Annotated in this window: 20 protein-coding genes; 12 read left to right on the forward strand and 8 right to left on the reverse strand. The window is 41.9% G+C overall.

What is annotated here, in order from left to right:
- Nucleotides 1-94: 94 nt before the first annotated feature.
- The 8 genes from EAE90_RS15050 to EAE90_RS15085 all read left to right on the forward strand — a co-directional run bounded on the left by EAE90_RS15050 (nt 95) and on the right by EAE90_RS15085 (nt 10,179).
- Nucleotides 95-1,015, forward strand: coding sequence for a transcriptional regulator GcvA (locus EAE90_RS15050; RefSeq protein WP_040151422.1), 921 nt, complete (start codon nt 95-97; stop codon nt 1,013-1,015).
- A 63-nt stretch (nt 1,016-1,078) separates the two neighbouring features.
- The gene (locus EAE90_RS15055) at nt 1,079-1,474 is read left to right on the forward strand and encodes a DUF423 domain-containing protein (RefSeq protein ID WP_214054142.1); all 396 of its coding nucleotides are present in this window, start codon (nt 1,079-1,081) and stop codon (nt 1,472-1,474) included.
- Nucleotides 1,467-2,567: a 23S rRNA (cytidine(2498)-2'-O)-methyltransferase RlmM gene (gene rlmM / locus EAE90_RS15060; RefSeq protein ID WP_214054143.1), complete on the forward strand. Its 1,101-nt coding sequence runs from the start codon at nt 1,467-1,469 to the stop codon at nt 2,565-2,567. Before EAE90_RS15055 ends, rlmM begins: the two co-directional genes overlap by 8 nt.
- A 1,132-nt stretch (nt 2,568-3,699) precedes the next feature.
- Nucleotides 3,700-5,160 (forward strand): serralysin, encoded by a 1,461-nt coding sequence (prtA, locus tag EAE90_RS15065; protein WP_281422351.1) that lies wholly within the window; start codon nt 3,700-3,702, stop codon nt 5,158-5,160.
- A 54-nt stretch (nt 5,161-5,214) separates the two neighbouring features.
- Complete coding sequence (locus EAE90_RS15070) at nt 5,215-5,619, forward strand: protease inhibitor Inh/omp19 family protein (protein WP_214054145.1); 405 nt, start codon at nt 5,215-5,217, stop codon at nt 5,617-5,619.
- A gap of 58 nt (nt 5,620-5,677) precedes the next feature.
- Entirely contained in the window at nt 5,678-7,408 is a 1,731-nt protein-coding gene (locus tag EAE90_RS15075) for a type I secretion system permease/ATPase (protein WP_214054146.1), read from the forward strand.
- A gap of 66 nt (nt 7,409-7,474) precedes the next feature.
- The gene (locus tag EAE90_RS15080) at nt 7,475-8,803 is read left to right on the forward strand and encodes an HlyD family type I secretion periplasmic adaptor subunit (protein ID WP_214054147.1); all 1,329 of its coding nucleotides are present in this window, start codon (nt 7,475-7,477) and stop codon (nt 8,801-8,803) included.
- Nucleotides 8,804-8,805: 2 nt separating this feature from the next.
- Nucleotides 8,806-10,179 carry a TolC family outer membrane protein gene (locus EAE90_RS15085; RefSeq protein WP_214054148.1) on the forward strand — a complete coding sequence of 458 codons (1,374 nt, stop codon included), beginning with the start codon at nt 8,806-8,808 and terminating at the stop codon, nt 10,177-10,179.
- Here the strand turns inward: EAE90_RS15085 and xni are convergent.
- The 3 genes from xni to queF form a co-directional block, all read right to left on the reverse strand.
- Complete coding sequence (xni, locus tag EAE90_RS15090) at nt 10,176-10,934, reverse strand: flap endonuclease Xni (protein WP_214054149.1); 759 nt, start codon at nt 10,932-10,934, stop codon at nt 10,176-10,178. The two genes, EAE90_RS15085 and xni, sit on opposite strands and share 4 nt — an antisense overlap.
- 62 nt (nt 10,935-10,996) lie before the next feature.
- Nucleotides 10,997-12,364 carry a nucleotide 5'-monophosphate nucleosidase PpnN gene (gene ppnN, locus EAE90_RS15095; protein ID WP_214054150.1) on the reverse strand — a complete coding sequence of 456 codons (1,368 nt, stop codon included), beginning with the start codon at nt 12,362-12,364 and terminating at the stop codon, nt 10,997-10,999.
- A 111-nt stretch (nt 12,365-12,475) separates the two neighbouring features.
- Nucleotides 12,476-13,324 carry an NADPH-dependent 7-cyano-7-deazaguanine reductase QueF gene (gene queF / locus EAE90_RS15100; protein WP_214054151.1) on the reverse strand — a complete coding sequence of 283 codons (849 nt, stop codon included), beginning with the start codon at nt 13,322-13,324 and terminating at the stop codon, nt 12,476-12,478.
- A 147-nt stretch (nt 13,325-13,471) separates the two neighbouring features.
- Here queF and syd point away from each other — a divergent pair, with 147 nt between their 5' ends.
- The 3 genes from syd to truC all read left to right on the forward strand — a co-directional run bounded on the left by syd (nt 13,472) and on the right by truC (nt 15,659).
- On the forward strand, nt 13,472-14,026 hold the full coding sequence (gene syd, locus EAE90_RS15105; RefSeq protein WP_214054152.1) for a SecY-interacting protein: 555 nt from the start codon (nt 13,472-13,474) through the stop codon (nt 14,024-14,026).
- Between the two features lie 528 nt (nt 14,027-14,554).
- A complete protein-coding gene (locus EAE90_RS15110; RefSeq protein WP_214054153.1) occupies nt 14,555-14,887 on the forward strand; it encodes a YqcC family protein in 333 nt (110 codons plus the stop codon).
- Nucleotide 14,888: 1 nt separating this feature from the next.
- Nucleotides 14,889-15,659: a tRNA pseudouridine(65) synthase TruC gene (gene truC / locus EAE90_RS15115; RefSeq protein WP_214054154.1), complete on the forward strand. Its 771-nt coding sequence runs from the start codon at nt 14,889-14,891 to the stop codon at nt 15,657-15,659.
- Between the two features lie 103 nt (nt 15,660-15,762).
- On the opposite strand, the gene EAE90_RS15120 is transcribed toward truC, so the two are convergent.
- Complete coding sequence (locus EAE90_RS15120; protein WP_214054155.1) at nt 15,763-16,947, reverse strand: hypothetical protein; 1,185 nt, start codon at nt 16,945-16,947, stop codon at nt 15,763-15,765.
- Nucleotides 16,948-17,448: 501 nt separating this feature from the next.
- On the opposite strand from EAE90_RS15120, the gene EAE90_RS15125 reads away from it, so the two are divergent.
- Complete coding sequence (locus EAE90_RS15125) at nt 17,449-17,898, forward strand: flavodoxin (protein ID WP_214054156.1); 450 nt, start codon at nt 17,449-17,451, stop codon at nt 17,896-17,898.
- 57 nt (nt 17,899-17,955) lie between these two features.
- Here EAE90_RS15125 and EAE90_RS15130 read toward each other — a convergent pair whose 3' ends face one another.
- The 4 genes from EAE90_RS15130 to map form a co-directional block, all read right to left on the reverse strand.
- Nucleotides 17,956-18,342: a DUF3461 family protein gene (locus tag EAE90_RS15130; protein WP_036781518.1), complete on the reverse strand. Its 387-nt coding sequence runs from the start codon at nt 18,340-18,342 to the stop codon at nt 17,956-17,958.
- 214 nt (nt 18,343-18,556) lie between these two features.
- Nucleotides 18,557-19,381, reverse strand: coding sequence for a 2,3,4,5-tetrahydropyridine-2,6-dicarboxylate N-succinyltransferase (gene dapD, locus EAE90_RS15135; protein ID WP_214054157.1), 825 nt, complete (start codon nt 19,379-19,381; stop codon nt 18,557-18,559).
- A 46-nt stretch (nt 19,382-19,427) separates the two neighbouring features.
- A complete protein-coding gene (glnD, locus tag EAE90_RS15140) occupies nt 19,428-22,076 on the reverse strand; it encodes a bifunctional uridylyltransferase/uridylyl-removing protein GlnD (RefSeq protein WP_214054158.1) in 2,649 nt (882 codons plus the stop codon).
- Between the two features lie 134 nt (nt 22,077-22,210).
- Nucleotides 22,211-23,008, reverse strand: coding sequence for a type I methionyl aminopeptidase (map, locus tag EAE90_RS15145; RefSeq protein ID WP_214054159.1), 798 nt, complete (start codon nt 23,006-23,008; stop codon nt 22,211-22,213).
- Nucleotides 23,009-23,436: the final 428 nt, after the last annotated feature.

Here is a 23,436-nt window from a genome sequence, read left to right on the forward strand (position 1 = left end):
TCCTCAATGGACAATTTATAATGATTCGGATTACAAAAACTAATAACTAAACATAAAGAGTTACCGGTATCACCAACATTACATAAGGGCTCACATGTCCAAACGTTTACCACCACTTAATGCGTTGCGGGTTTTTGATGCCGCAGCGCGCCATTTAAGTTTTACTAAGGCGGCAGAAGAATTATTTGTGACGCAGGCCGCAGTTAGCCATCAGATGAAAAGTCTGGAGGATTTTCTTGGGTTGAAGTTATTTCGTCGTCGCAATCGATCATTATTGTTGACTGAAGAAGGTCAAAGTTACTATCTGGACATCAAAGAGATATTCACGGCGATAAATGAAGCAACACGTAAACTTCAAGCCAGAAGTGCCAAAGGGGCTTTGACGGTTAGCCTTTCACCTAGCTTTGCTATCCAGTGGCTGGTGCCAAGGTTGTCTAGTTTTAATTTAGCTTATCCAGGCATTGATGTCAGAATACAGGCGGTAGATAGAGAAGAAGATAAGCTTGCTGATGATGTTGATGTTGCCATATTTTATGGCCGTGGAAATTGGCCGGGGTTACGCACTGATCGTCTTTACGCAGAATATTTGCTTCCCGTTTGTTCTCCTTCGTTACTGACTGGAGAAAATCCTTTGAAAACCCCCGCAGATTTGGCGCGTCATACGTTGTTACACGATTCTTCTCGTCGTGACTGGCAAGCGTATGTACGTCAGCTTGATATGCAGCAGCAGATAAATGTTCAGCAAGGACCGATATTTAGTCATAGTGCAATGGTGATCCAGGCCGCTGTTCATGGGCAGGGTATTGCACTGGCAAATAATGTCATGGCTCGGACTGAAATTGATGCGGGGCGCTTAGTTTGCCCATTTAATGATGTGTTAGTGAGTAAGAATGCATTTTACCTTGTTTGTCATGACAGTCAGGCTGAATTGGGGAAAATTGCCGCATTCAGACAATGGGTTTTGGCACAGGCAGCCAGTGAGCAGGAGAAATTGGGCTTTATTACCAATGAGTAAGGATGGAATAAGGCATTCGGGCTGTAAGAGCTCTCAAAGAGAATATGAAAAAGGGAGATAACAGTGAATAGTCGTTTAATGCTTATCTTTGCTGGTTTCAGTGGTTTTTTCTATGTGGCGTTTGGTGCTGTAGGGTCACATTTATTATCTCCGATGATGGAAAAATATCAGATATGTTGGATTGATCTCGGTCTGCAATATCAGGGTATTCACACTCTGGCAATGATGGCGATGTCTGCCATGCTAATGCGTAAAGTTGTGCTCTGGTTTTACTGGAGCGGCGTCTTTTTTGCAGTAGGTATTTTGTTGTTTAGCGGCAGTCTCTATTGTATGGCTTTATTGCAGGTTAAATTTTTCACTTATATTACGCCAGTTGGAGGGTTCAGCTTTCTTATCGGCTGGTTTTTAGTATTAATTGGCGCTTTGCGTCTAAGGAAATCGGCGCTTCGCCATGAATAAAATTGCTTTATATTGCCGCCCTGGTTTTGAAAAAGAGTGTGCAGCAGAAATCACTGATAAAGCGGGTCAAAAAGAGATTTACGGTTTTGCCCGGGTGAAAGACAACAGTGGCTATGTCCTGTTTGAGTGTTATCAACATGAGGATGCTGATCGGCTGATTCGAGAGATCCCATTTCGCGAGCTGATTTTTGCTCGTCAGATGTTGGTCGTAGGTGAATTATTGCGAGATTTGCCTCCGGAAGATCGGATAAGCCCGATTATCGGTATGCTGCATGGCGTCATTGAGCGTGCAGGTGAATTACGGGTTGAGGTGCCTGATACTAATGAAAGTAAAGAGTTATTAAAGTTCTGCCGAAAATTTACTGTTCCGTTGCGTAGTGCTATGCGGCAGGAAAAGATCTTGCAGATTCGGGAAAACGCTAACCGCCCGGTAATACACGTTTTCTTTATTGCTCCGGGTTGCTGTTATGTTGGTTATTCTTACAGTAACAATAACTCGCCATTTTATATGGGTATTCCTCGGTTGAAATTTCCTTCGGATGCGCCAAGTCGTTCAACATTAAAACTGGAAGAAGCGTTTCATGTCTTTATCCCACATGATGAATGGGAAGAGCGATTAGCTAGTGGTTTATATGCGGTTGATTTAGGTGCATGCCCAGGTGGTTGGACTTACCAACTGGTGAAACGGAGTATGATGGTTCATGCGGTAGATAATGGCCCGATGTCGGAAAGTTTGATGGATACGGGGCAAGTTAAACATCACAAAGTTGATGGTTTTAAGTTTGAGCCTTCGACAAAAAACATTTATTGGCTGGTATGCGACATGGTGGAAAAACCAGCGAAAGTGACGCAGTTAATGGCTGATTGGTTGGTTAATGGCTGGTGTCGGGAAGCCATTTTTAATCTCAAATTACCGATGAAAAAGCGTTATGAAGAAGTTGCTCATAATTTGCAGAAAATGAACTTGCAATTAAAAGAGGGAGGCGTCAATGCGCAAATTCAGGCAAAACACCTTTATCATGACAGGGAAGAAATAACGGTTCATGTCCGTCGTATTTGGTCTGCTTATGCCGCTAGCCGGAATGATTACTAATTCACGATTGTTAATCATCATTCTGGAATAAACCGACAAAATAAGATTTCCCAAAACGCCTCAGTTATATTCTGAGGCGTTTTTTTCAATATTGAATGATATTATTGCATTTTATCTCCCATTACTGTGTGGAGTAAAATGGGTGTATTAGCAGGATTTAATTCATTTTTTCAGTTAACAAGGCATCACATAATGCTCTATTATGAGGTGATTATTATTTAATGTGGCAATGAATTATTGTATGGTTTTTCTCTTAAAATTATTGATTTTTTTACTTAACTTAAGGTAAATAGTAAAATAAATATATTATTGTAATCGTTTGATTAAACCTAAAATAACCCAATAAATTAAGATTATAAAATGAAAAATAATGAAAGGGATTGTGTCTTTAATTGATTTAATTAAGGATTAAATTGTGAATTTTAATTTATGGATTAAAATTAAATAACATTTTAATTATATCAAAATGAAATTTATTATTTATTTTTATAAATTAACAATCGATATTGTAATTATTGTTTAATATTCAAAATCCACAAATATAAATTAATTGCATTGGGGCGGAGTGCTTTACAATAAAGGAAGTGTTAACTGCTCTGTGATATATATTTTACTGATTTAATCAATGTTTTATTAATTTATTATTAATTTATTTGATAATATATAGATGTTTTCTGGTATATAACTTTTCCATATACGTCATATCGTTCAATATTTCAGTTAACGGTAGTCGATTATTCTGATTTTGTCTATTCATATAACGGCTTGGGATAATTTCTGATTAAAATTATCAATAATAATGCTATAAATTTTTTAAAGTTTACTCCATAGATAGTTAAATAAATAGATAATTTATTCGTAAGAAAATACCGCTAAGAAATTAGCGGTATTTTTTTCGCCTTAAATGGTTATGTTATATAAAACAATCGCTTATTTGTTTTATGTTATTTTTATCACGTTTATATTAAAAAAATATGTTAATTGCTTTTTACATAATTAACTTTAGTGTTACGTTTATGTGAAAGGGATTTTAGTTGTTAATTTGGATGACCAGGGTTGGTCTGTAGTTTTCAGGTTTTATTGACTTGTATTTAATAAAATAAAAATATTTTTATATCTAAGTCCTGAATTTATGGAGAAATATATGTCTTTAAAGAAGAAAATTTCATACTCGGAAGACAAAGACGTTAGCGGTTCAGAGAAGGCAAATGAGTTGCTGAAATGGTTACAGGCTTATATACCAGGTAAAGATTCTAATATTGTTGTTGAACATGAGCCTAGTAAAGATGCTGCTAAAGAATTAATCCGGGGTGATTATCGTTGGGGGCATCAGGACGACGATAAATCTAAAGCTTTCCAATTAAAGTATACTTTTCTGGAGAGCAAGCCGGATAATATGCCGTGGCATATTTCTGAATTTTCAGCATTTAATGAAGAACAAAAGGCTGCTGCAAAACTGTCAATACAATCTTGGGCTGATGTTGCTAATATCAATTTCGTCGAAACCACTGATGTCAAAGAGGCAAATATCACTTTTGGGTTCTTTGATGTTAGTTTGACGGGGAGTTATGCATTTGCTTATCTGCCAAGTCCAGATAAGACACAGTTAGGGACTTGGTATAACGCCAAAAGCCGTACCTTCTCAAACAATGATATTGATGTGAATGGTTATGGCCGTCAAACGTTTACTCATGAAATTGGTCATACTCTGGGGTTACAACATCCGGCTGATTATAATGCGTCTGATAAGGTAAGCCCAACTTATAAGAACAGCGCTACTTATTTTGAAGATAGCCGTGCTTATACCGTCATGAGTTATTTCAGTGAGAAAAATACTGGTCAGGACTTTAAAGGTATTTATTCTTCCGCACCATTACTTAACGATATTTCTGCCATTCAGGCAGTATATGGCGCGAATAATACAATCCGTGCTGATGACACAGTATATGGCTTTAATTCCAACACAGATCGTGACTTCTATACCGCAAAAGATGAGAACAGCAAACTGTTGTTCACCGCTTGGGATACCGGTGGCAATGATACGTTTGATTTCTCTGGTTTTACTCAGGATCAACGCATCAATCTGAATGAAGCCTCTTTCTCTGATGTCGGTGGGCTGAAAGGGAACGTCTCTATTGCTCGTGGCGTCACGATTGAAAATGCGATCGGTGGCAGTGGTAATGATGTTTTGATCGGGAATGATGCCGCCAATACTCTGAAGGGCGGGGCTGGTGATGACATCATTTACGGTGGCTTGGGAGCGGATAATCTTTGGGGCGGGGAGGGCAACGATACATTTGTCTACCTGAGCGCCAAGGAATCACCTCCTCTTGAGCGTGATTGGATCCATGACTTTGTTTCCGGTAAAGACAAGATCGATGTGTCACTGTTCGATCTGGGTGAAGCCGGGAAGGGGGGCGTTAAATTTGTAAGGGAATTCACGGGTGAAGTCGGAGAAGCGGTGCTTCGTTATAACACTGTTGATAAGGTGAATGATTTTGCCATTAATTTGGGCGGTGAATTTTCCTACGATGATTTTTGGGTGAAGATTGTCGGAGAGCCAATCTTAGAGTCTGATTTCATTCTTTCATAACACAACAACACAACCGCATCTGATTTTGGATGCGGTTATTTGTTTGGAGGCGGCATGGTTTTTGCGGCTTGGTATCTGAAATTTGCATTCTTTGTTGCTCTTACATTCAGCATTATCGGAGGAAGTATGGCAAGTAGTCTTGTTCTCCCACACGCCAGTGAATTGAAAGGCGTGTGGCAACTGTCGGATAAACATCAACAATGTGATGTGTCATTGACTGACCAACCCTTACCGGAGGGATCAATTTGGTCACTTAATGGTGATGACGATTGTTTGGCGTATATGTTTGGCGAAGTGCCTGCCGGTTGGCGGCCTACGCCTGACGGCCTCACAATTACTGATGAACAGGGTAGTGGTTTGGCTTTCTTTGCTAATGAGCCGGATGGCTGGTTTGCCCGTTTTGCCGATGGTCGGGAATTAATGATGAAGCCCAATAAGACTAATAAGAAAAATGAATAAGAAGGGAAACATTAACATCAGATAGTTATATTTTAAAAGATAAAAATAAGGAAATAATGTGAAATTACTGCTCCCGAAGGATGAAATTACTGATGTCATTCGTGCTCGTAGCCGGGTATTTTGGGCTATCGGGTTGTTCACTGCTTTTATTAACCTGCTGATGTTAGTTCCGTCTGTTTATATGTTGCAGGTTTATGACAGAGTATTGCCGTCGGGCAATGAAATCACTTTGCTGATGTTAACTCTGATTACCCTCGGCATGTTTGCCATGATGGGAATGCTGGAATATATCCGCAGCATGATTGTCATCCGCATTGGTAGTCAGCTTGATATGAAGCTGAATAACCGGGTTTATACCGCATCTTATGAATCAAATCTGAAAAATGGCACCACTGATGCCGGTCAGATGCTCAATGACTTGGCAAATATCCGCCAGTTTCTGACGGGTAACGCTTTGTTTGCCTTCTTTGACGCCCCTTGGTTTCCAATCTATCTGCTGGTCATTTTTCTTTTTAACCCTTGGCTTGGTCTGTTGTCACTGGGAGGCGCGTTGGTATTGATTGCTTTGGCTGTGCTGAATCAGTGGTTATCAAGTCAGCCGTTATCCGAAGCCAGTAAACTCTCTCTACGTTCAGCGAGTCTTGCCAGCACCAATTTACGTAATGCCGAAGTCATAGAGGCGTTAGGTATGTTACCGGTGCTACGCCGGAGATGGTTTGGGTTACATGAGCGTTTTCTAGATTTCCAGCGGATTGCCAGTGAGCGGGCTTCGGTGATTAATTCAGTCACTAAAACAGTACGTTTGGCCTTGCAGTCGTTGATCCTTGGATTAGGAGGCTGGTTAGCGATTGGTGGGCATATCACGCCGGGCATGATGATTGCGGCTTCAATTTTGATGGGACGTGCGCTTTCACCGATAGAACAACTGATCCAAGCCTGGAAAGGCTGGAGTGGCGCTCGTTTGTCATGGCAGCGGTTAACCAACTTGTTGGAACAACAACCGGAACGTAAACCGGGTATGTCATTGCCCGCGCCAAAAGGAAATTTGGCTGTGGATAAGGTTTCCGCAGCGCCTCCGGGGAGAAACAATAAAGTTGTGTTAGAGGATATCAGCTTTTCATTGGCTGCCGGTGATGTAATGGGGTTAATTGGTCCCAGTGCGTCTGGCAAATCGACTCTTGCCCGGTTGCTGGTGGGGATATGGCCTGCACAAGAAGGTGTCGTTCGTCTGGATAATGCAGATATTTATCAGTGGAATAAAGATGAACTGGGCTCTTCAATCGGTTATTTACCGCAGGATATTGAGTTATTTGGCGGCACTATCGCTGAAAATATTGCTCGCTTTAATGAAGTAGAGCCAGAAAAGGTAGTACAAGCGGCAAGGAAAGCGGGTGTTCATGAGCTGATATTAGAACTTGATAAAGGCTATGACACTGTAATTGGTGCTGGAGGCGTTGGATTATCGGGGGGCCAGAAACAGCGAATTGGCCTTGCTCGTGCGCTATATGATGAGCCGTCATTGGTGGTGTTGGATGAACCTAATTCCAGCCTGGATGAGGCAGGAGAAAGAGCATTGAATGAGGCGATTTCTCAGCTTAAAGCGCAAGGAAAGACAGTGATTGTGATCACTCACCGCACCTCATTGCTATCACAGACAAACAAAATATTGTTACTGGTTCAGGGGAAAATGAAGATGTTCGGTCCATCTCAGCAGGTGATGGCCGCTTTATCACAAAGAAATAACAGTCAGGAACACTCTGCGACCAAGGCAGTCGCACAGGCATCATAGGTAAATGTGCATTTAATTATAATAATATCAAATAGTTGAGACGGAGATTTCTGTCCGGGAGTGGATATGTCTGATCAGATTACGCCGGTAAGAGATGAAAAAGGATTATTGCCTTTGGAAGAAAGGAATTTTTTACGACTAGGATGGTTAGTGATTGGTGTGGGGATCTTGGGATTTCTCATTTGGGCCGCATTAGCGCCGTTGGATAAAGGGGTGGCGTCTTCGGGTGTGGTGGTTGTGGATGGTAATCGTAAAACAGTTCAGGCTCCGGCAAGCGGTATTATCAGCCAGATTAAGGTTGTTGAAGGAGAAACGATAAAAGCGGGTCAGATACTCGTTCAGCTTAGCCAAGTGCAGGCAAAGGCACAAGTCGATGCGATTCAGGATCAACTGTATACCACGCTGGCAACGGAAGCCCGTTTATTAGCCGAGCAGCATGGTGATGAAGTGTTAATTTTCCCCGACATATTACAGCAATTACAATCTGAACCGCGGGTGAATGAGATAATCGAACTGCAAAAACAACTTTTTAAATCACGTCGTGAAGTATTGAGAAGCGATTTGGAAGGGCTTGAGCAGTCTGTCGAAGGAATAAATTTCCAAATTAAAGGGCTTAAATCTTCTCTTCTCAGTAAGCGCATGCAGCAGGCGGCGCTTAAGGAACAGATAACAAATCTAAAATCTTTGGCGGATGAGGGCTATTTTCCGCGTAATCGTTACTTGGAACTTCTGCGTGAACAGGCTGAACTTAACAGCAGCACGGCGGAAATGGCAGGACGAGCTGGTCAGCTTGAAAAACAGTTACAGGAAACACAGCAGCGTATTATTCAGCGCAAAGCAGACTATCAGCGGGAAGTGCGCACGCAATTAGCGGAAGTGCAGGTTTCCGCCAGTGAATATAGAAATAAGTTGGATACCGCACAGTTTGAGCTGACTCATACTTCAATTGTTGCGCCGGTTGACGGCACTGTTGTGGGATTAAATATTTTTACCCAAGGTGGGGTTGTTGCTCCCGGCGAAAAGCTAATGGAAATTCTGCCGGCCCAGATGCCGCTTGAAGTGGAAACGCGTGTGGCGGTTAATTTGGCAGATAAGATTAGCAAAGGGTTAAATGTGGATCTGATGTTCACCGCTTTTAACCAGAATCAGACGCCAAAAGTTGAAGGAAAAGTTGCCGTGATTTCCGCGGATAGGTTGGTCGATCCCGTCACCAGTCAACCTTATTATCAGATGAGAGTGGTTGTTTCTCCTGAGGGAATGGAAAAACTGAAAGGGTTGGATATCAGGCCAGGAATGCCGGTTGAAGTCTTTGTCAAAACGGGTTCCCGCTCTCTGTTGAGCTATCTGTTTAAGCCACTGTTGGATCGGGCTTCAACATCGTTGATAGAGGAGTGATTATGAAACTGAATAATGCTTCTTTCTCAATGGGTTTGCTGATTCTTTTCAGCGTCAGTTTGTTCTCTTTTCCTGCATGGTCATTGAGTTTGACTGAAGCCTATGCGCTGGCGTTAGAAAATGATCCTACTTTTCTTGCCGCCGTGAAAGAGCGGGAAGGCGGTGAAGAGTATGAAAAGCTCGGCAGGGCAGAATTGTTACCTAAAGTAATAATGTCTTATCAGAATTCCCCGCGGAATTGGCAACATATGGAGTCTGTTGGGTATGACCTCTGGGGCAGGAAGACAACTAGCAGCCGGGATCGCCAATATAGCAGTTATAACGCGGCTGTTGTGTTGACTCAGCCGTTGATAGATTTTGAAATATGGGCGCGTTATAAAGCCAGCCAAGCCCACACTTTGATGAGCAATGAGCGTTTTCGGGCGAATTTTCAGCAACTGGCTGTTCGGGTCGTGAATGCTTACGTGGATGTGGCTTATGCGCAGGATCAGATTGATTTAGTCATACGACAGAAAATGGCTTATGAAAAACAACTGGAACTGAATAAGAAATTGTTTATTTCTGGTGAAGGGACACGTACTGATGTGGTGGAAACGCAATCCCGTTACAGTCAGGCGATTGCCGATGAGATAGCAGCCAAAGACGATTTGGATGCGGCAATCCGAAGTTTACAGCTAATTGTGGGCGCTCCCCTCCCTGTTGATTTACCTGTACAACGGCTATCAGATAAAAAGCGTTTCCATATATTGAGGTTGTCGCCGGAGCGTTATGAAGAGTGGGAAAAATTGGCATTGGCTAACAATCCGGTTTTGGCGGCTTCTCGTCAGGAAGTGCAAGCCGCGTACCATGAAGTGCAACGTAATCGGGCGGGCTATTTACCTAGGCTGGAGTTCTATGCTTCCCATTCTGAAAACGAATCCAGTAGCGATAATACCATAGATCAAAAATATCGAACCGATACCATTGGCTTGCGGATGAGCATGAATATCTATAATGGTGGTGCTACGTCTGCCTCTGTACGTCAGGCGGCGGCCAACTATGGCAGGACTAAATATGATCTTGATGCTCAGGCTGGAGAAATCCTCAATGCATTACGCCGCAATTATAATCAGTACTTAAATAGTGAAAAACGGATCAGTGCTTATGAAATGGCGGTTGAATCAGCTAGCTTGCAGGTAGACGCGACCAGTAAAAGTGTTGCGCTTGGGCAGCGGGTCAATGTGGATGTCTTGAATGCTGAACAGCAGTTATATACTGCTCGACGTGATCTCTCACAAGCAAAATATAATTATATTAAATCCTGGATCGGCCTGCTTAGTGAGGCCGGAGAATTAAAAGGCGAACATCTGGATAAGATAGCGAAGTATTTTCGTTAGGTTGCTGTTGTCAGCCGGAGTTGTTGTAGATTACCATTTAAAGCCAGATCGGTACGTAATGATGCAACTTCCCGGCTGATAAACGCCATTTCTTTATTGGATTCTAGTTTATTGCGCCATTTATCGGGTTGTTGGTTGAGGTTCTGGAACAGATTATCCAGTGTACCGGCCTGTTGCAGTAAAGTGGCGGCGGTTTTAGGCCCGATCCCCTGAATCCCCGGAATTTTACTACTGCTTATCCCCGCCAGCCCCCAATAATCGGGTAATTGTTCTGGTAAAACGCCAAATTCTTGTTGAACAAATGGCATATCCAGCCAGCGTTTTTGAAAGTAGTCACGGATACGGATATTGGGTGAAAGTAGCTGGCAATACCCTTTATCAGTAGAAACAATCGTCACGTTGTAACCAGCAGAAGTCACTTTTACCGCCAGTGTCGCTGCCAGATCGTCAGCTTCGTGTCCCTCTGCATGCCAGCAGGCGACGCCTTGTTGCTCAAATGATGTTCTGATTTGCGGCATTTCTTGTTGCAGATTGTCAGGCATGGGCGAACGGCCGGCTTTGTAGTCAGGTAATATCTGGTGACGCCAACTGTGACTGCGATTCTCTTCATCGAATACTGCGACGGCATGTGTGGGATGAGTATGTTGGATAAGCTGCTTTAGTGCATGTTCACAAGCAGGAATACATGGGCTGCCCTGCACAGCATGAATGCGTCGGATAAGGTTAAGGGCATCAACAATAAGAAGGTGTATCATATGGGATCACTTTAAATAGCATAATGCTCCATCCGTGGAGCGCAGATATTTTTTCAGGTAATTTATTTGATAATTTCGTAGCAAGGCTCGTAGGCAGTGCCTCCCGGTAGTTTCATTCGATGCTGTTCCACAAAGTCTTTCAATAGCTTATCCATATGGCGCATTATTTTAACATCTCCGTGGATTTTGAATGGACCTTGTTTTTCAATTGCTTGAATACCCACCTCTTTCACATTACCTGCAACAATCCCGGAAAAAGCCCGGCGCAGTGACGCCGCCAGTTTTTCAGATGGTTGATCAGGATGGAGATTAAGATCTGCCATGTTTTCATGGGATGGCTCAAACGGCTGTTGCAAATCATAATTGATCTTCATTGACCAATTAAAGCTATATGCATCACCAGTACTGTGGCGGCTATCTCTCACTAATGGCATCGCTTCTTTCATTATTCTGGCAACTTCAGGCGCATCATCAATGATGATGTGATAATAGCGTCGCATATCTTCGCCCAAGGTATGAACAATAAATTCGTCCAGAACCTGGAAATAGTCCTCACTCTCCTTTGGCCCGGTAAGAATTAATGGCAGTACTTGCTCCTGATTTTCTGGATTCATCAGAATACCTAGTAAATAAAGTAATTCTTCTGCTGTACCGACACCACCTGGGAAAATAACGATACCATGAGCAATACGAACAAAAGCTTCCAGACGCTTTTCTATGTCTGGCATGATAATCAGCTCATTCACTAATGGATTTGGCGGTTCAGCCGCAATGATTGATGGTTCGGTGATACCAATAAAACGGCTATTTTTATAATTCTGTTGGGCATGGCCGACAGCCGCGCCTTTCATCGGCGCTTCCATTGCGCCAGGGCCACAGCCAGTACAGATATTCAGCCCGCGTAACCCAAGCTGATTACCGACTTTACGGCCATACTGATACTCTTGCTTACTAATTGAGTGGCCTCCCCAACAGACGATCATGTTGAGCTCGTCATCGGTATGCAGCGCTCTGGCATGGCGCAGAATAGAGAATATTCTGTTGGTGATATGTGCGCTATTCTCTGAATCGGAATAATCCTGTTGTCCTGGATCGGTAATCTGTGTATGGACAAACAAGATATCCCGCAGAACTGCGAACAGGTTAGCTTGTAGTGAGTGAATAATTTTTCCATCAACGAATGCGTCTTCTGGTGGATCTATCAGTTCCAGTTTTACTCCACGCTCACGGCGCAGTACGTTAATTTCAAAATCGGTGTATTTAGAGAGCAGCTCTTTACTATTATCGGTTTGGCTACCTGAATTGAGTACGGCCAGTGAGCAATTACGGAACAGGCGATACAGATCACTTTTTGCGGTACTCTTTAGCATATCTACTTCAAGTTGAGATAGTAAATCCATTGAGCCGAGTGGGTTGATATGTGTGATCAAGAATGACTCCTTGTATACCGTGTATAGATTACATATCAATAGCACTAAACTGAATGTATTACATACCCTATTTCAGCTTATTTTTCAAAAATTGCGTTTAGAAAAACAGATTTATTGACGTGCCAGTCTGCCTATAGCTGGAATAAAGCTTGCATTATTTGTACGCCACGGGTTGATATCTAATCCCCCACGACGGGTATAACGAGCGTAGACTGAGAGTTTTTCCGGTGCGCATAACTGTTGTAAGTCGTTGAAGATACGCTCAACACATTGCTCGTGAAACTCATTGTGATGCCGGAATGATATTAGGTAGCGTAACAATGCTTCCCGATTGATTTTTGCCCCTTGGTAGTGAATCTGGACAGATCCCCAGTCAGGTTGATGGGTGATCAGGCAATTAGATTTCAGCAGATGGCTAACCAAAACTTCTTCTACCTGCGGGCCTTGTGCTGCACCTTGCAGATAATGACGATTGAAATCATATTCAGTCACTTCAATCTCCTGATCGTCAATACATTCACCTGTAAAAGCGGAGATTGGTTGATTATTGAAATGATCTAAATGATGAAGAGTCACTTCCACCTTGCCTTCAGCACAAGCAGCCAGATCGCGCTGTAGTGTTTCTGCAACGACTTGCCAGTTTTCAAAGCGAGTTTGGTTAAAGCTGTTCAGATAGAGCTTAAAACTTTTAGATTCAATCAGATTTTTACTTGTTGCATTTAAACTAACATGCCCGACAGCAACTTGTGGCAAACCACGGCTATTTAGCCATGATAGCTCATATAGCGTCCAGATATCAGCGCCGTAAAACGGCAAATTATCAGGGAAAATTTCCAGTGGTTCACGGTTCATATTGCGGGGTACAGCTTGCAATAAGCTGGCATCATATTGGTCACGATATAAAGTGGTTTTACCCAGAGTAAGCTGCTCAAGAGCTTGGTGATCCCGATATAACGACATGTTATTCCTCAAAATCTGATATTAGTGATGGCTTAAGTTTAGCAAGTTAGCGCGTTTGTCTGAATTTTATTTGTTCGCTCAGTTCACTATCTTTGGTTTAGTATAAAATTATTAAGTACACCCTAACAGTTACCGATTGAAAATAATATGATTTCTAATGTTACAGAAGCGTTGTCTAATTTTACCCGTTGTTATGTTGATTTGTGGCAAAAAGAAACTGGAGCTCCTCCTGCCAGCCGTGAACTTTATGGAGTACCATCACCTTGTATTGTCCAGACTGGTGACAACATTGTTTATTGGCTTCCACAGCCTTTTCCTTTAGAGGAAAAGCTGAATAGCGTCGAAGTTGCACTGGATATTCAATTACAACCGGCAATTCATGATTTTTATACATCACAATTAGCCGGTGATATGACGGTAACGTTTGAAGGTCAACGACTTAGTTTGATTCAGGTCTGGAGTGAAGATGACTTTATCCGTTTACAGGAAAACCTGATAGGACATTTGGTGACGCAGAAGCGGCTGAAACTGTCGCCAACGGCATTTATTGCGACGATGGAATCAGATGATATGGGTATCATTTCTCTGTGTAATTTGACCGGTGAAGTGATTTTAGAGCAATTTGGCAGCCATCAACGAACACGGTTATTTACCGACTTAATTGGGTTTCTTGGTGCAATTGAACCTGTCTTTATTTGTTAGAGCTGGATTTTTAACGTTGTATTTGTGAGATATCTCTTACACTTCATGTAAGAGATATCATTGTTTACTTTTGTGAGCTTCACATTAGTTTATTATTTCCATTTTATTTCAATAGGCTATAAATAGTCACCGATTTTATTCACTATCTTCACTTACTGGTTTCATTATGTGTAGCTTGTTTCATCGAACGAATTAATTCATGCTGTCCTCAGCAGGAAAGGAATCATTGCGCACAATTTCTCAAGGATAGATAAGTGATGATGGTCAGGATGACGCCATGCATAACAGGATCGTATGCAACATAAATAAAATGATGGGTAAGGGATAACCAAACTAGGGACAATTTGTCAAGGAGTGAGCAGGGAGCATCTTATTATTAGCGGGACTGCTATAAAATCAACTTAAGGGGAGCGCTTGTTCGCTCCCTTCTCTTATTTGGTGGGGCAAGCAAATTTTCAGCTTAAGGGGTATCGATGGTATTCTTGCGAACTTGGTTGTTTTGAGTAAAAACTGAGTCGGGCTGAAAATATGAGTACCACAAAACAAATTCTGCATAAATTACAGTTAATTGAAGAAGCCATGAGGGAAATTGACCTGTGGCAGAGCCATCCGCCTAAACCAGAAGCTTTCGAAAGTGTTGAACCATTCTCCATTGATACGATGTCAGCGGAAGAGTGGTTGCAGTGGGTATTGATTCCGAGAATGTATGCGTTGTTGGAGCAGGGATTGGCGTTGCCTACGGCATTTGCTATCGCGCCTTACTTTGAGGAATCTTATAAAGAAGATACTACTGGGCGTTACCAGCAACTGCTTGAACATCTTCGTGCGTTGGATCGCTTATTTATGCAGGATAACATCTGATATGTTGGAAGTGTTATATCAGGATGATCATATTGTGGCAGTTAACAAGCCAGCGGGGTGGTTAGTTCATCGTAGCTGGTTGGCGCGTCACGAAACGGTCTTTGTTATGCAGACATTGCGTGATCAGATTGGTCAGCATGTTTTCCCGGTACACCGTCTGGATAGACCAACATCAGGCGTATTGCTGATGGCGCTTTCCAGCGATGTTGCCCGTCAGCTATCCCAACAGTTTGAACATCATCAGTTACAAAAAACTTATCATGCCGTTGTGCGCGGTTATGTGTTGGAATCAGCTATTATTGATTACGCTCTGGTTGAGGAACTGGATAAGATCGCGGATAAATTTGCGGATGGCGGTAAAGAAGCTCAACCCAGTGTGACTTATTACCAATCACTGGCAACAGTGGAGTGTCCGGTAGAGATAGGTCGTTATCCTACATCACGTTTTAGTTTGTTGGAATTGACACCGAAAACAGGCCGAAAACATCAATTAAGACGCCATATGGCACATATTCGTCACCCCATTATTGGTGATACGACACATGGCGATTTACGGCAAAACAGAGGGGTTGCCGCTCATTATCAAACCAACCGGTTGATGCTTCATGCCAGTTGTCTTGAGTTGGATCACCCTGTTACGGGGGAGAAATTATCGCTTACGGCAAAATGGGATGCATCATGGCAGCATTTGATACGACAATTTGGCTGGCAAGGTATTATCCCCGATTTGGAATATGATGAAGTGAGTAAGGTAGAAGATTTCATAGATTAGGATGTCTTCAAAGAATACCTGTTGCCTTTATCTCTTAATTATTTTAATTAAGAGATAAAGGCAATATTTATATATTATTAGCAAAGATTGATGATATATAAATTTATTGGTTTTTATTGATTATATTATTATTTGAATTGATTTTTGAAAGAAAAATAGTCGATATAACTATTGAAGAAACTAATAATATTGTAAATCCAGCAATGATTTCTTCAACGCCAACACCTGAATAAATAGTATAAAAAAGAATGCTCATAGTAATAAAGACATAAATACCTGATTGCATACCCAAAGTATAAAGAGAGTTTTTTGAATATAATCCCAAATAAGATAAAAAAACAGGTTGCATAATGGTATTAGCTAAAAATACCATAATTGTGAATAGTAAATAGAGTATGCCAGAATTTATCATAATGCTAAGTAAGCAGAATCCGAGAGAAAATAATTGTAGGATATTACCTATCATGATTCTTTTGGTTAAAAGTGCGGATTTAATGATTTTCATGATGCCAATTGCACAGGGGAACCATGTAACCAGTAATATGATATACATTTGAGTCATGTCAATATGTTCAAAATATTTTGTTCGCATTGCTGGCATAATCATTAAGGATAGAAAAAAGCAAACATTGATGATAACTAAACTGGAAAAGGCAAGTAAAATAACTAATTTATTGGTTGTTTTCACAGAATCTTTAATATCCTGTTTTTGTTTTTTTAAATTATGGCTTTTAAAGCTAGTGAAATAGATAATTGAAGCAATAGAATAAATAAAAGCAGCAAAAAAGTCTGCTGATGTGCGGGAATTTAGACTTAAAAGAGAGAAAATAACTGGAATTAAAAATGGCAGGCTTAATAACGCGAGGCTTAAAATAGAAAAATTACTATTCGTTTTCTTTTCATTTTCTGTGGTTATAAGAATATTTCTTCCCATTATGACAATAAATCCACTTATTACTCCCCATAATATTCTATGCAGAGTATCCAGCCAAACTGGAATAAATGTTGTTTCTTTTGCAAAGAGAATGCAGTTTATGGTTGCTAGTAATAAGAAGAAGCCAAAAATATTTCTTTCAAAAAAAGCAATATTCATTTTTCGAATAAAAAAGGATACAGTCATACATCCCAGAGATAACCCCAATAAATAGGAAAAAACAGGAATATAAGCGTTTAAAATCATGCTTCCATCTTTAAGCACGGTATCTACCCAAATCATCAGGCCAGATGAGCCGGTAATATTTGCGGCACTTAATAGTATACTTAGCACAACAGCTCTATTGTTAAACATAGTGATGGTTTTCCTTTATTTAGCGCTTACTTATGCCGTTCTATTAATCTCATAATACTATTGTTGATCTTGAAAAAAAGTATATGGTCATTTTTAATATTAATATCAATGTCATAAACTAAAGTTGTTTAAAAAAGTGATTTTAACACTGAATTATTATTGGCTAAATAGCTTGATTTAAGATGACTTCACTTCTGTTACTTGATCTTGGTTGTCACAGAAAACGATGTTTTTGATGATTACCTGTTACCGTTTTATGTAGAATAACTACAGTTATTGATCGCTACGTTTGTTCGTAATTGGCTTAACAGATATATGATTAGTCATTAGTGCTGATGGGATACTGTTTACATGACAGAGTGAACTTAATAGTGGCAATATTTGATTTGATACGACGGCTTAGCTGGTAAAGGTAATTATCCCTGATTTGGGAAGGGTTGAGTTTTCTGCTGTTGCCAGCGAGGATAACTAAATAATTCCTTGAAAAAGAGATAATAAATTATGGCAAAGATAGGTATTTTTGTTGGTACTGTTTATGGTAACGCGCTTGCTGTTGCAGAAGAAGCACAGCAGATCCTTGAACAACAAGGTCATGATGTAGAAGTCTTTGAAGAAGGGGAGCTGGAACAGTGGCAATCCTATCTTGATCAAATGGTTTTAGTTATCACTTCAACTACCGGGCAAGGAGATTTGCCCGATAATATTCGGCCTCTTTACTATGCCTTGCGAGATGAACTGGGGTATCAGCCAGAATTACGCTATGGCGTGATCGCCTTGGGTGATAGCAGTTACGAGAATTTTTGTGGTGGTGGTCGCGCTTTTGATGAGTTGCTACAAGAGCAAGGGGCAATAAGAATCGGTGAGGTTTTGATGGTGGATGCGGTGGAAGAAGCTGAACCGGAAGTTTTTGCTCAGTCTTGGATCAAGCAATGGGGAGAATTATTTGAATAATCTCAATACACCGCTTATACCAAATAAGATATAGGCGGTGTAATTAATAGAACCGTTTTATTTACGGGTCAGTTTTTCCAGATCGGCTTCAATCTCGGCAATCTTGTTGGCAACAACGTGTTCAAGATGACGCAAGTCGTCGAGAATTTTGTGTTTCAAATCGACTTCTGCTTGGTCACGTTTGCAAATTTGATCTAACTCTTCAATCACATAACGCAGGTTAGTGTTGATTTCGTTGATCTCTTTGTATCCTTGCTCTGTGTTGTTTGCAGTTACCGTCTTGCGTTGACGCGGATATTTGAATTTCACGCTTTTAGCAAAGAATTCACCTTTGTCCTTGCGGAAATAGATTTTCAGAATATCGTTGTTAGCTTCTTGACGCAGACTATAGCGGTCAATTTCTTCGGGATATGTGATCCCCAGACTCTTTAAGTTATCGTACATAGCACCACCTTAAGGGTATTTTTCCCAGTAGGTTATTTTATGTGTCATTTTGAATTCGGATTGTCGCCAAGCGCCTTACGTACTCTGTGTACGTTTCGGGTTGTGCGCGTTGTCCGCATTCAAACTCCCTATATTAATAACACTGACTGAGGTCGGTAATGATGATAAAAAGCAAAAAAATAGCGGATTTATTTATTATCCGCTATTTTAAAGTTTAATCTATCGATCTAAGTAGTTCATTAATGCCCACTTTTCCTCGTGTTTTGGCATCCACTTTTTTGACAATGACAGCACAATACAGGCTGTAACTACCATCTTTTGATGGGAGGTTGCCAGAGACAACAACAGAACCCGTAGGGACGCGACCATAATGGATTTCGCCTGTTTCACGATCATAGATTTTGGTGCTTTGACCGATATAGACACCCATTGAAATCACTGAACCTTCTTCGACAATCACACCTTCTACAATTTCAGAACGAGCGCCAATAAAGCAGTTGTCTTCAATGATGGTTGGATTAGCTTGCAATGGTTCCAATACGCCGCCGATGCCGACACCACCGGATAAATGGACATTTTTACCAATTTGGGCACAGGAGCCGACTGTTGCCCAAGTATCTACCATTGTTCCTTCATCAACATAAGCGCCGATGTTGACATAGGAAGGCATCAGTACGCAGTTACGGGCAATATAAGCCCCTTGACGCGCTGCCGCAGGAGGCACGACACGAAAGCCCTCTTTTTCAAATCTTGCCTGATCATAGTCAGAGAATTTCATCGGAACTTTATCGAAATAACGGCTTTCTGTGCCATCGATAATCTGATTTTCATTAATACGGAAAGAGAGCAGTACAGCCATTTTCAGCCATTGATGAGTGACCCACTGACCGTCAATTTTCTCTGCAACACGCAGTTTTCCACTATCCAGCAGATTGATGACTTGAGTAACAGCATCACGTGTTTCATGGTTGACTGTTGTTGGAGTAAGCGTTGCGCGGTTTTCAAAAGCATTTTCAATAATGGATTGTAATTGCTGCATTGCATCGGTTCCTTGGTTATCGTCCGAATCATGGGCTTATATTGAGTTATATTTTATCCTTTGGATTTAGGGTTGCTGTCAACCTTTCTGATAATTCTTCTCTGACTTTTTTATTTAATGCTTTGTGATCCTTATCGGCCAGAACAAAAAAGTCTTCAACACGTTCACCGATCGTGGTGATATGCGCACCATGTAGTGAAACCCCCATTTCGGCGAAAATATTACCGACTCTTGCCAGTAACCCCGGTTGATCCAAGGCAAATAGTTCCATATAGGTGCGTCGCTCGTTATGGGTAGGTAAGAAGGTCACTTTTGTTGGTACGTTGAAGTGGCGCAGTTTGGTGGGTAATTTTCGTGTTTTCGGTGTCTTGGTATGAGGGTCCAGAACGACTTGTAAAAGTGCGTTACGTATTATTTCGTGGCGATCCAATGCTAAAGGATGACCATTGGGTTCCAGTACCACGAAAGTGTCCATTGTCATACCATCACGATTGGTAAATATTTGAGCATTATGGACACTCAGGTTACGTCTATCCAGTTCGCCGACAACTGCCGCAAACAGGGAAGGACGATCTAAGCTCCAGATAAAAATTTCTGTACCGCCGCGGGTTGGCTTGGTGCTTATCAGTATCAGTGACTCTTGAGAATCATGTTGCACTAGATGACGGGCGTGCCAGGCAAGTTGTTTTGGTGTATGGCGAACGAAATAATCTGCATGACAACGACTCCAGAGCTGATGAAGTTTCTGTTCGTTAATATTATCCTGGCGCAACAGAGCAAGCGCCTGAAAACGGTTGTGACGGATGCGTTCCCGAAAATCTGGCGTATTTCCCTGGCGTAATTGGTTCTCTGTAGAGAAATAGAGTTCCCGTAACAAGCTCTGTTTCCAACTATTCCATAGGTTGATATTGGTTGCGCAGATATCAGCGACTGTCAGGCAGATCAGATAGCGTAACCGGGTTTCATTGAGGATTTGATGGGCAAATTGCTTGATGATTTCTGGGTCCTGAATATCTCGTCGTTGAGCTGTAACTGACATTAACAGATGATGACGAACCAGCCAGGCTACTAAATCAGCTTCTCGTGAGTTAAGTCCATGTTGCAGTGAAAACGCTAGCGCATCGTCAGCGCCAAGTTCAGAATGGTCGCCAGTACGCCCTTTGGCGATATCATGGAATAGTGCAGCAAGACGTAGCAGCTCAGGTTGAGGCAGACGAGGGTATAGCTCAACACAAAGTGGATGGGCTGGACGATTGTTCTCATTGGCGAAACTTTCCAGTTTTCTCAGTACGCGGATGGTATGTTCATCGACGGTATAGGCGTGAAACAGATCAAACTGCATCTGACCGACGATATTGCCCCAAAGCGGCGTATAAGCGCCAAGAACACTGTGACGATGCATAGGCACAAATGCGCTTTCAACCGCTCTAGGGTGACGTAGGATATCCATAAAGATTTGGCGAGCTTCAGGTAATTCACACAACGGCTGAGACAGGTTGCGCCGTGCATAACGGAGGTGGCGCAACGTAGTAGAATAAATGCCTTGAACTTCCTCATACTCTGCCATGCGATGAAACATCCGCATAATAGCTGCGGGTTCTTTGATAAATAGATTTTCATCGATGAGATCAATCAGTTGCCCCCGTAGTTGGAATTCACTATCCAGAGGACGAGATTTTTCATTGGTTTCCAGTGCCAGAATAGCTTCATCAAACAGTTGCAGTAGCATATTGTTGAGTTCGCTAACACGGCGCGTCATTCGGTAGAAATCTTTCATCATTCGTTCTACCGGTTGATTACGCTCCCCTTGATAACCTAATAATTGAGCAATACTGAACTGGCGATCAAATAACAGACGGTTATCATAACGATTGACTATCAGGTGAAGGGCAAAGCGGATCCGCCAAAGGAAACTTTGGCATTCATTTAATTCATTACGCTCTTCTGCTGTTAGGAAACCAAAGTCGACCATTTCATCTATGGAGGTTGCACCAAAATGGCGACGGGCAACCCACAGTAGGGTATGAATGTCTCGCAACCCTCCGGGGCTGCTTTTGATATCAGGTTCCAGATTATAGCTTGTACTGTGATAGCGCTGATGGCGTTCATGTTGTTCGACAATTTTGGCATTAAAGAAGTCAGTAGAAGGCCAAAAACCATCATTGAAGGTATGTTGCTGTAACCGAAGAAAAATCGCTGGATCGCCACAAATTAACCGCGATTCGATTAAATTCGTCGCAATAGTTAGATCTGACAGTCCTTCCAGTAAGCACTCTTCAAGTGTGCGAACACTGTGGCCGACTTCCAGTCGGATATCCCATAATAAAGTGATAAATTGTCCAACATTCTGAGCTTGAGGCGGAGTGAGCGGTTGTTCGCTGAGTATCAGCACGTCAATATCAGATAGTGGATGCAGTTCCCGTCGACCATACCCACCGACGGCAATCAATGAAAGTGATGAAATTTTATCAAATCCGTAGGCATACCATAGCTGTTGTAATAACTGGTCTATGTAATCACTGCGTGCAGAGATCAAGGCTTCTGCGGAAATACCCGCTTTAAATGCATGTTCCAGCCAAAGCTGAAATTCTTCGAGGTGCTGTTTCAGCACGGGGTAGCGCAGCTCTTCACTAGAAAAATCAGAGGGAGACAGCGGCGGGATAGGGGCTTGAATTGTGGAGATATCTGCTGGCATAAGTATAAACCTATGAGAAAGGCGAATCATAATGGCCAGATTACTGAGAAAGTAGGGTGCTAAACAAGGGGATATTGCAGAGAAGGGAGATGCCTTGCATGATTTCAGCAAGGCTTCGTAGTTTGCTGTTTTAGTTATTCATTTACCAAGACTGCGGAAAGGGTTGGTTCTTCTTCTTTACGCAATGTCATGATTTCACAGCCGTTATTAGTAACAACAATGGTATGTTCATACTGCGCAGACAGGCTGCGGTCCTTCGTTTTGACTGTCCAGCCATCTTTCATGGTACGGATGCGGTAGTCACCGGTGTTAACCATTGGTTCAATAGTGAAAGCCATACCTTTTTGCAGAACAACACCACCATCATCGGCATCATAGTGCAGTACTTGTGGTTCCTCATGGAAGCCTTCGCCGATGCCATGACCGCAATATTCTCGGACCACAGAAAAATCGTTAGCTTCAACAAATTGTTGGATGGCTCTACCAAGGGTGCGCAGGCGAATACCGGGTTTCACCATTTTCAAGGCCAGATAGAGGCTTTCCTGAGTGATGCGGCATAGGCGCTCACCCTGAATGGTTGGTTTACCAACAATGAACATTTTTGATGTGTCACCGTGGAAGCCCTCTTTAATGACAGTCACATCGATATTAACAATATCGCCATCTTTCAATGCCTTATCATCACTAGGGATACCATGACACACTACGTCATTAACAGAAATACAAACGGATTTTGGGAAGCCATGATAACCAAGGCAGGCAGAGACAGCCTGTTGTTTATGGGTAATGTGATCGTGACAGATACGATCTAATTCACCTGTTGTTACACCGGGTTTGACGTAAGGTTCAATAATTTCCAACACTTCTGCCGCCAATCGACCGGCGACGCGCATTTTTTCAATATCTTCAGAGGTTTTAATTGAGATTGCCATGAAACTTGTCCATTCAAGGCCAGCGAATCTGCTGGCTGTATGTTTTTCAACAAGGAAAAAATTATTGAACTAATGGTATCAGCCTACAGAATATCTGCCAATAACAGTTGGCGGCCCTATTTCCCTCGCTACCTTTTTGCCTATCAAGAATACCTTTCGTCACCCTGCCTTTCTTTTCACATTGAGCTATCAGAAAATGGCAACAAAAGTTGGTGTCTTAGGTGGGTTTATGATATAAAGCGCGCCGGCGTTCTCTGTATTATTTGCTACTGAGGCAAAATGGAGTGACGTTAAATATACTCACTGTGTAATAACACACACGAGTCGGCACATACACCGGGGTGCTCTCATGCAGAACATGCAGCTAAGGAGTCGGTGTTATGGGGCTCGTGGAGGCATAACCCCAACTTAATATTTTACAGAGGTTT

The sequence above is a fragment of the Photorhabdus caribbeanensis genome, from assembly GCF_018448885.1.
Lineage (GTDB): Bacteria > Pseudomonadota > Gammaproteobacteria > Enterobacterales > Enterobacteriaceae > Photorhabdus > Photorhabdus caribbeanensis.

What these genes read in the sequence shown, in the direction of transcription:
- EAE90_RS15050 (WP_040151422.1), top strand. Translation starts at nt 95, where the DNA reads ATGTCCAAACGTTTACCACCACTTAATGCGTTGCGGGTTTTTGATGCC.
- rlmM (WP_214054143.1), top strand. Translation starts at nt 1,467, where the DNA reads ATGAATAAAATTGCTTTATATTGCCGCCCTGGTTTTGAAAAAGAGTGT.
- prtA (WP_281422351.1), top strand. Translation starts at nt 3,700, where the DNA reads ATGGAGAAATATATGTCTTTAAAGAAGAAAATTTCATACTCGGAAGAC.
- EAE90_RS15070 (WP_214054145.1), top strand. Translation starts at nt 5,215, where the DNA reads ATGGTTTTTGCGGCTTGGTATCTGAAATTTGCATTCTTTGTTGCTCTT.
- EAE90_RS15080 (WP_214054147.1), top strand. Translation starts at nt 7,475, where the DNA reads ATGTCTGATCAGATTACGCCGGTAAGAGATGAAAAAGGATTATTGCCT.
- EAE90_RS15085 (WP_214054148.1), top strand. Translation starts at nt 8,806, where the DNA reads ATGAAACTGAATAATGCTTCTTTCTCAATGGGTTTGCTGATTCTTTTC.
- xni (WP_214054149.1), bottom strand. Translation starts at nt 10,934, where the DNA reads ATGATACACCTTCTTATTGTTGATGCCCTTAACCTTATCCGACGCATT.
- queF (WP_214054151.1), bottom strand. Translation starts at nt 13,324, where the DNA reads ATGTCGTTATATCGGGATCACCAAGCTCTTGAGCAGCTTACTCTGGGT.
- syd (WP_214054152.1), top strand. Translation starts at nt 13,472, where the DNA reads ATGATTTCTAATGTTACAGAAGCGTTGTCTAATTTTACCCGTTGTTAT.
- EAE90_RS15110 (WP_214054153.1), top strand. Translation starts at nt 14,555, where the DNA reads ATGAGTACCACAAAACAAATTCTGCATAAATTACAGTTAATTGAAGAA.
- truC (WP_214054154.1), top strand. Translation starts at nt 14,889, where the DNA reads ATGTTGGAAGTGTTATATCAGGATGATCATATTGTGGCAGTTAACAAG.
- EAE90_RS15120 (WP_214054155.1), bottom strand. Translation starts at nt 16,947, where the DNA reads ATGTTTAACAATAGAGCTGTTGTGCTAAGTATACTATTAAGTGCCGCA.
- EAE90_RS15125 (WP_214054156.1), top strand. Translation starts at nt 17,449, where the DNA reads ATGGCAAAGATAGGTATTTTTGTTGGTACTGTTTATGGTAACGCGCTT.
- EAE90_RS15130 (WP_036781518.1), bottom strand. Translation starts at nt 18,342, where the DNA reads ATGTACGATAACTTAAAGAGTCTGGGGATCACATATCCCGAAGAAATT.
- dapD (WP_214054157.1), bottom strand. Translation starts at nt 19,381, where the DNA reads ATGCAGCAATTACAATCCATTATTGAAAATGCTTTTGAAAACCGCGCA.
- glnD (WP_214054158.1), bottom strand. Translation starts at nt 22,076, where the DNA reads ATGCCAGCAGATATCTCCACAATTCAAGCCCCTATCCCGCCGCTGTCT.
- map (WP_214054159.1), bottom strand. Translation starts at nt 23,008, where the DNA reads ATGGCAATCTCAATTAAAACCTCTGAAGATATTGAAAAAATGCGCGTC.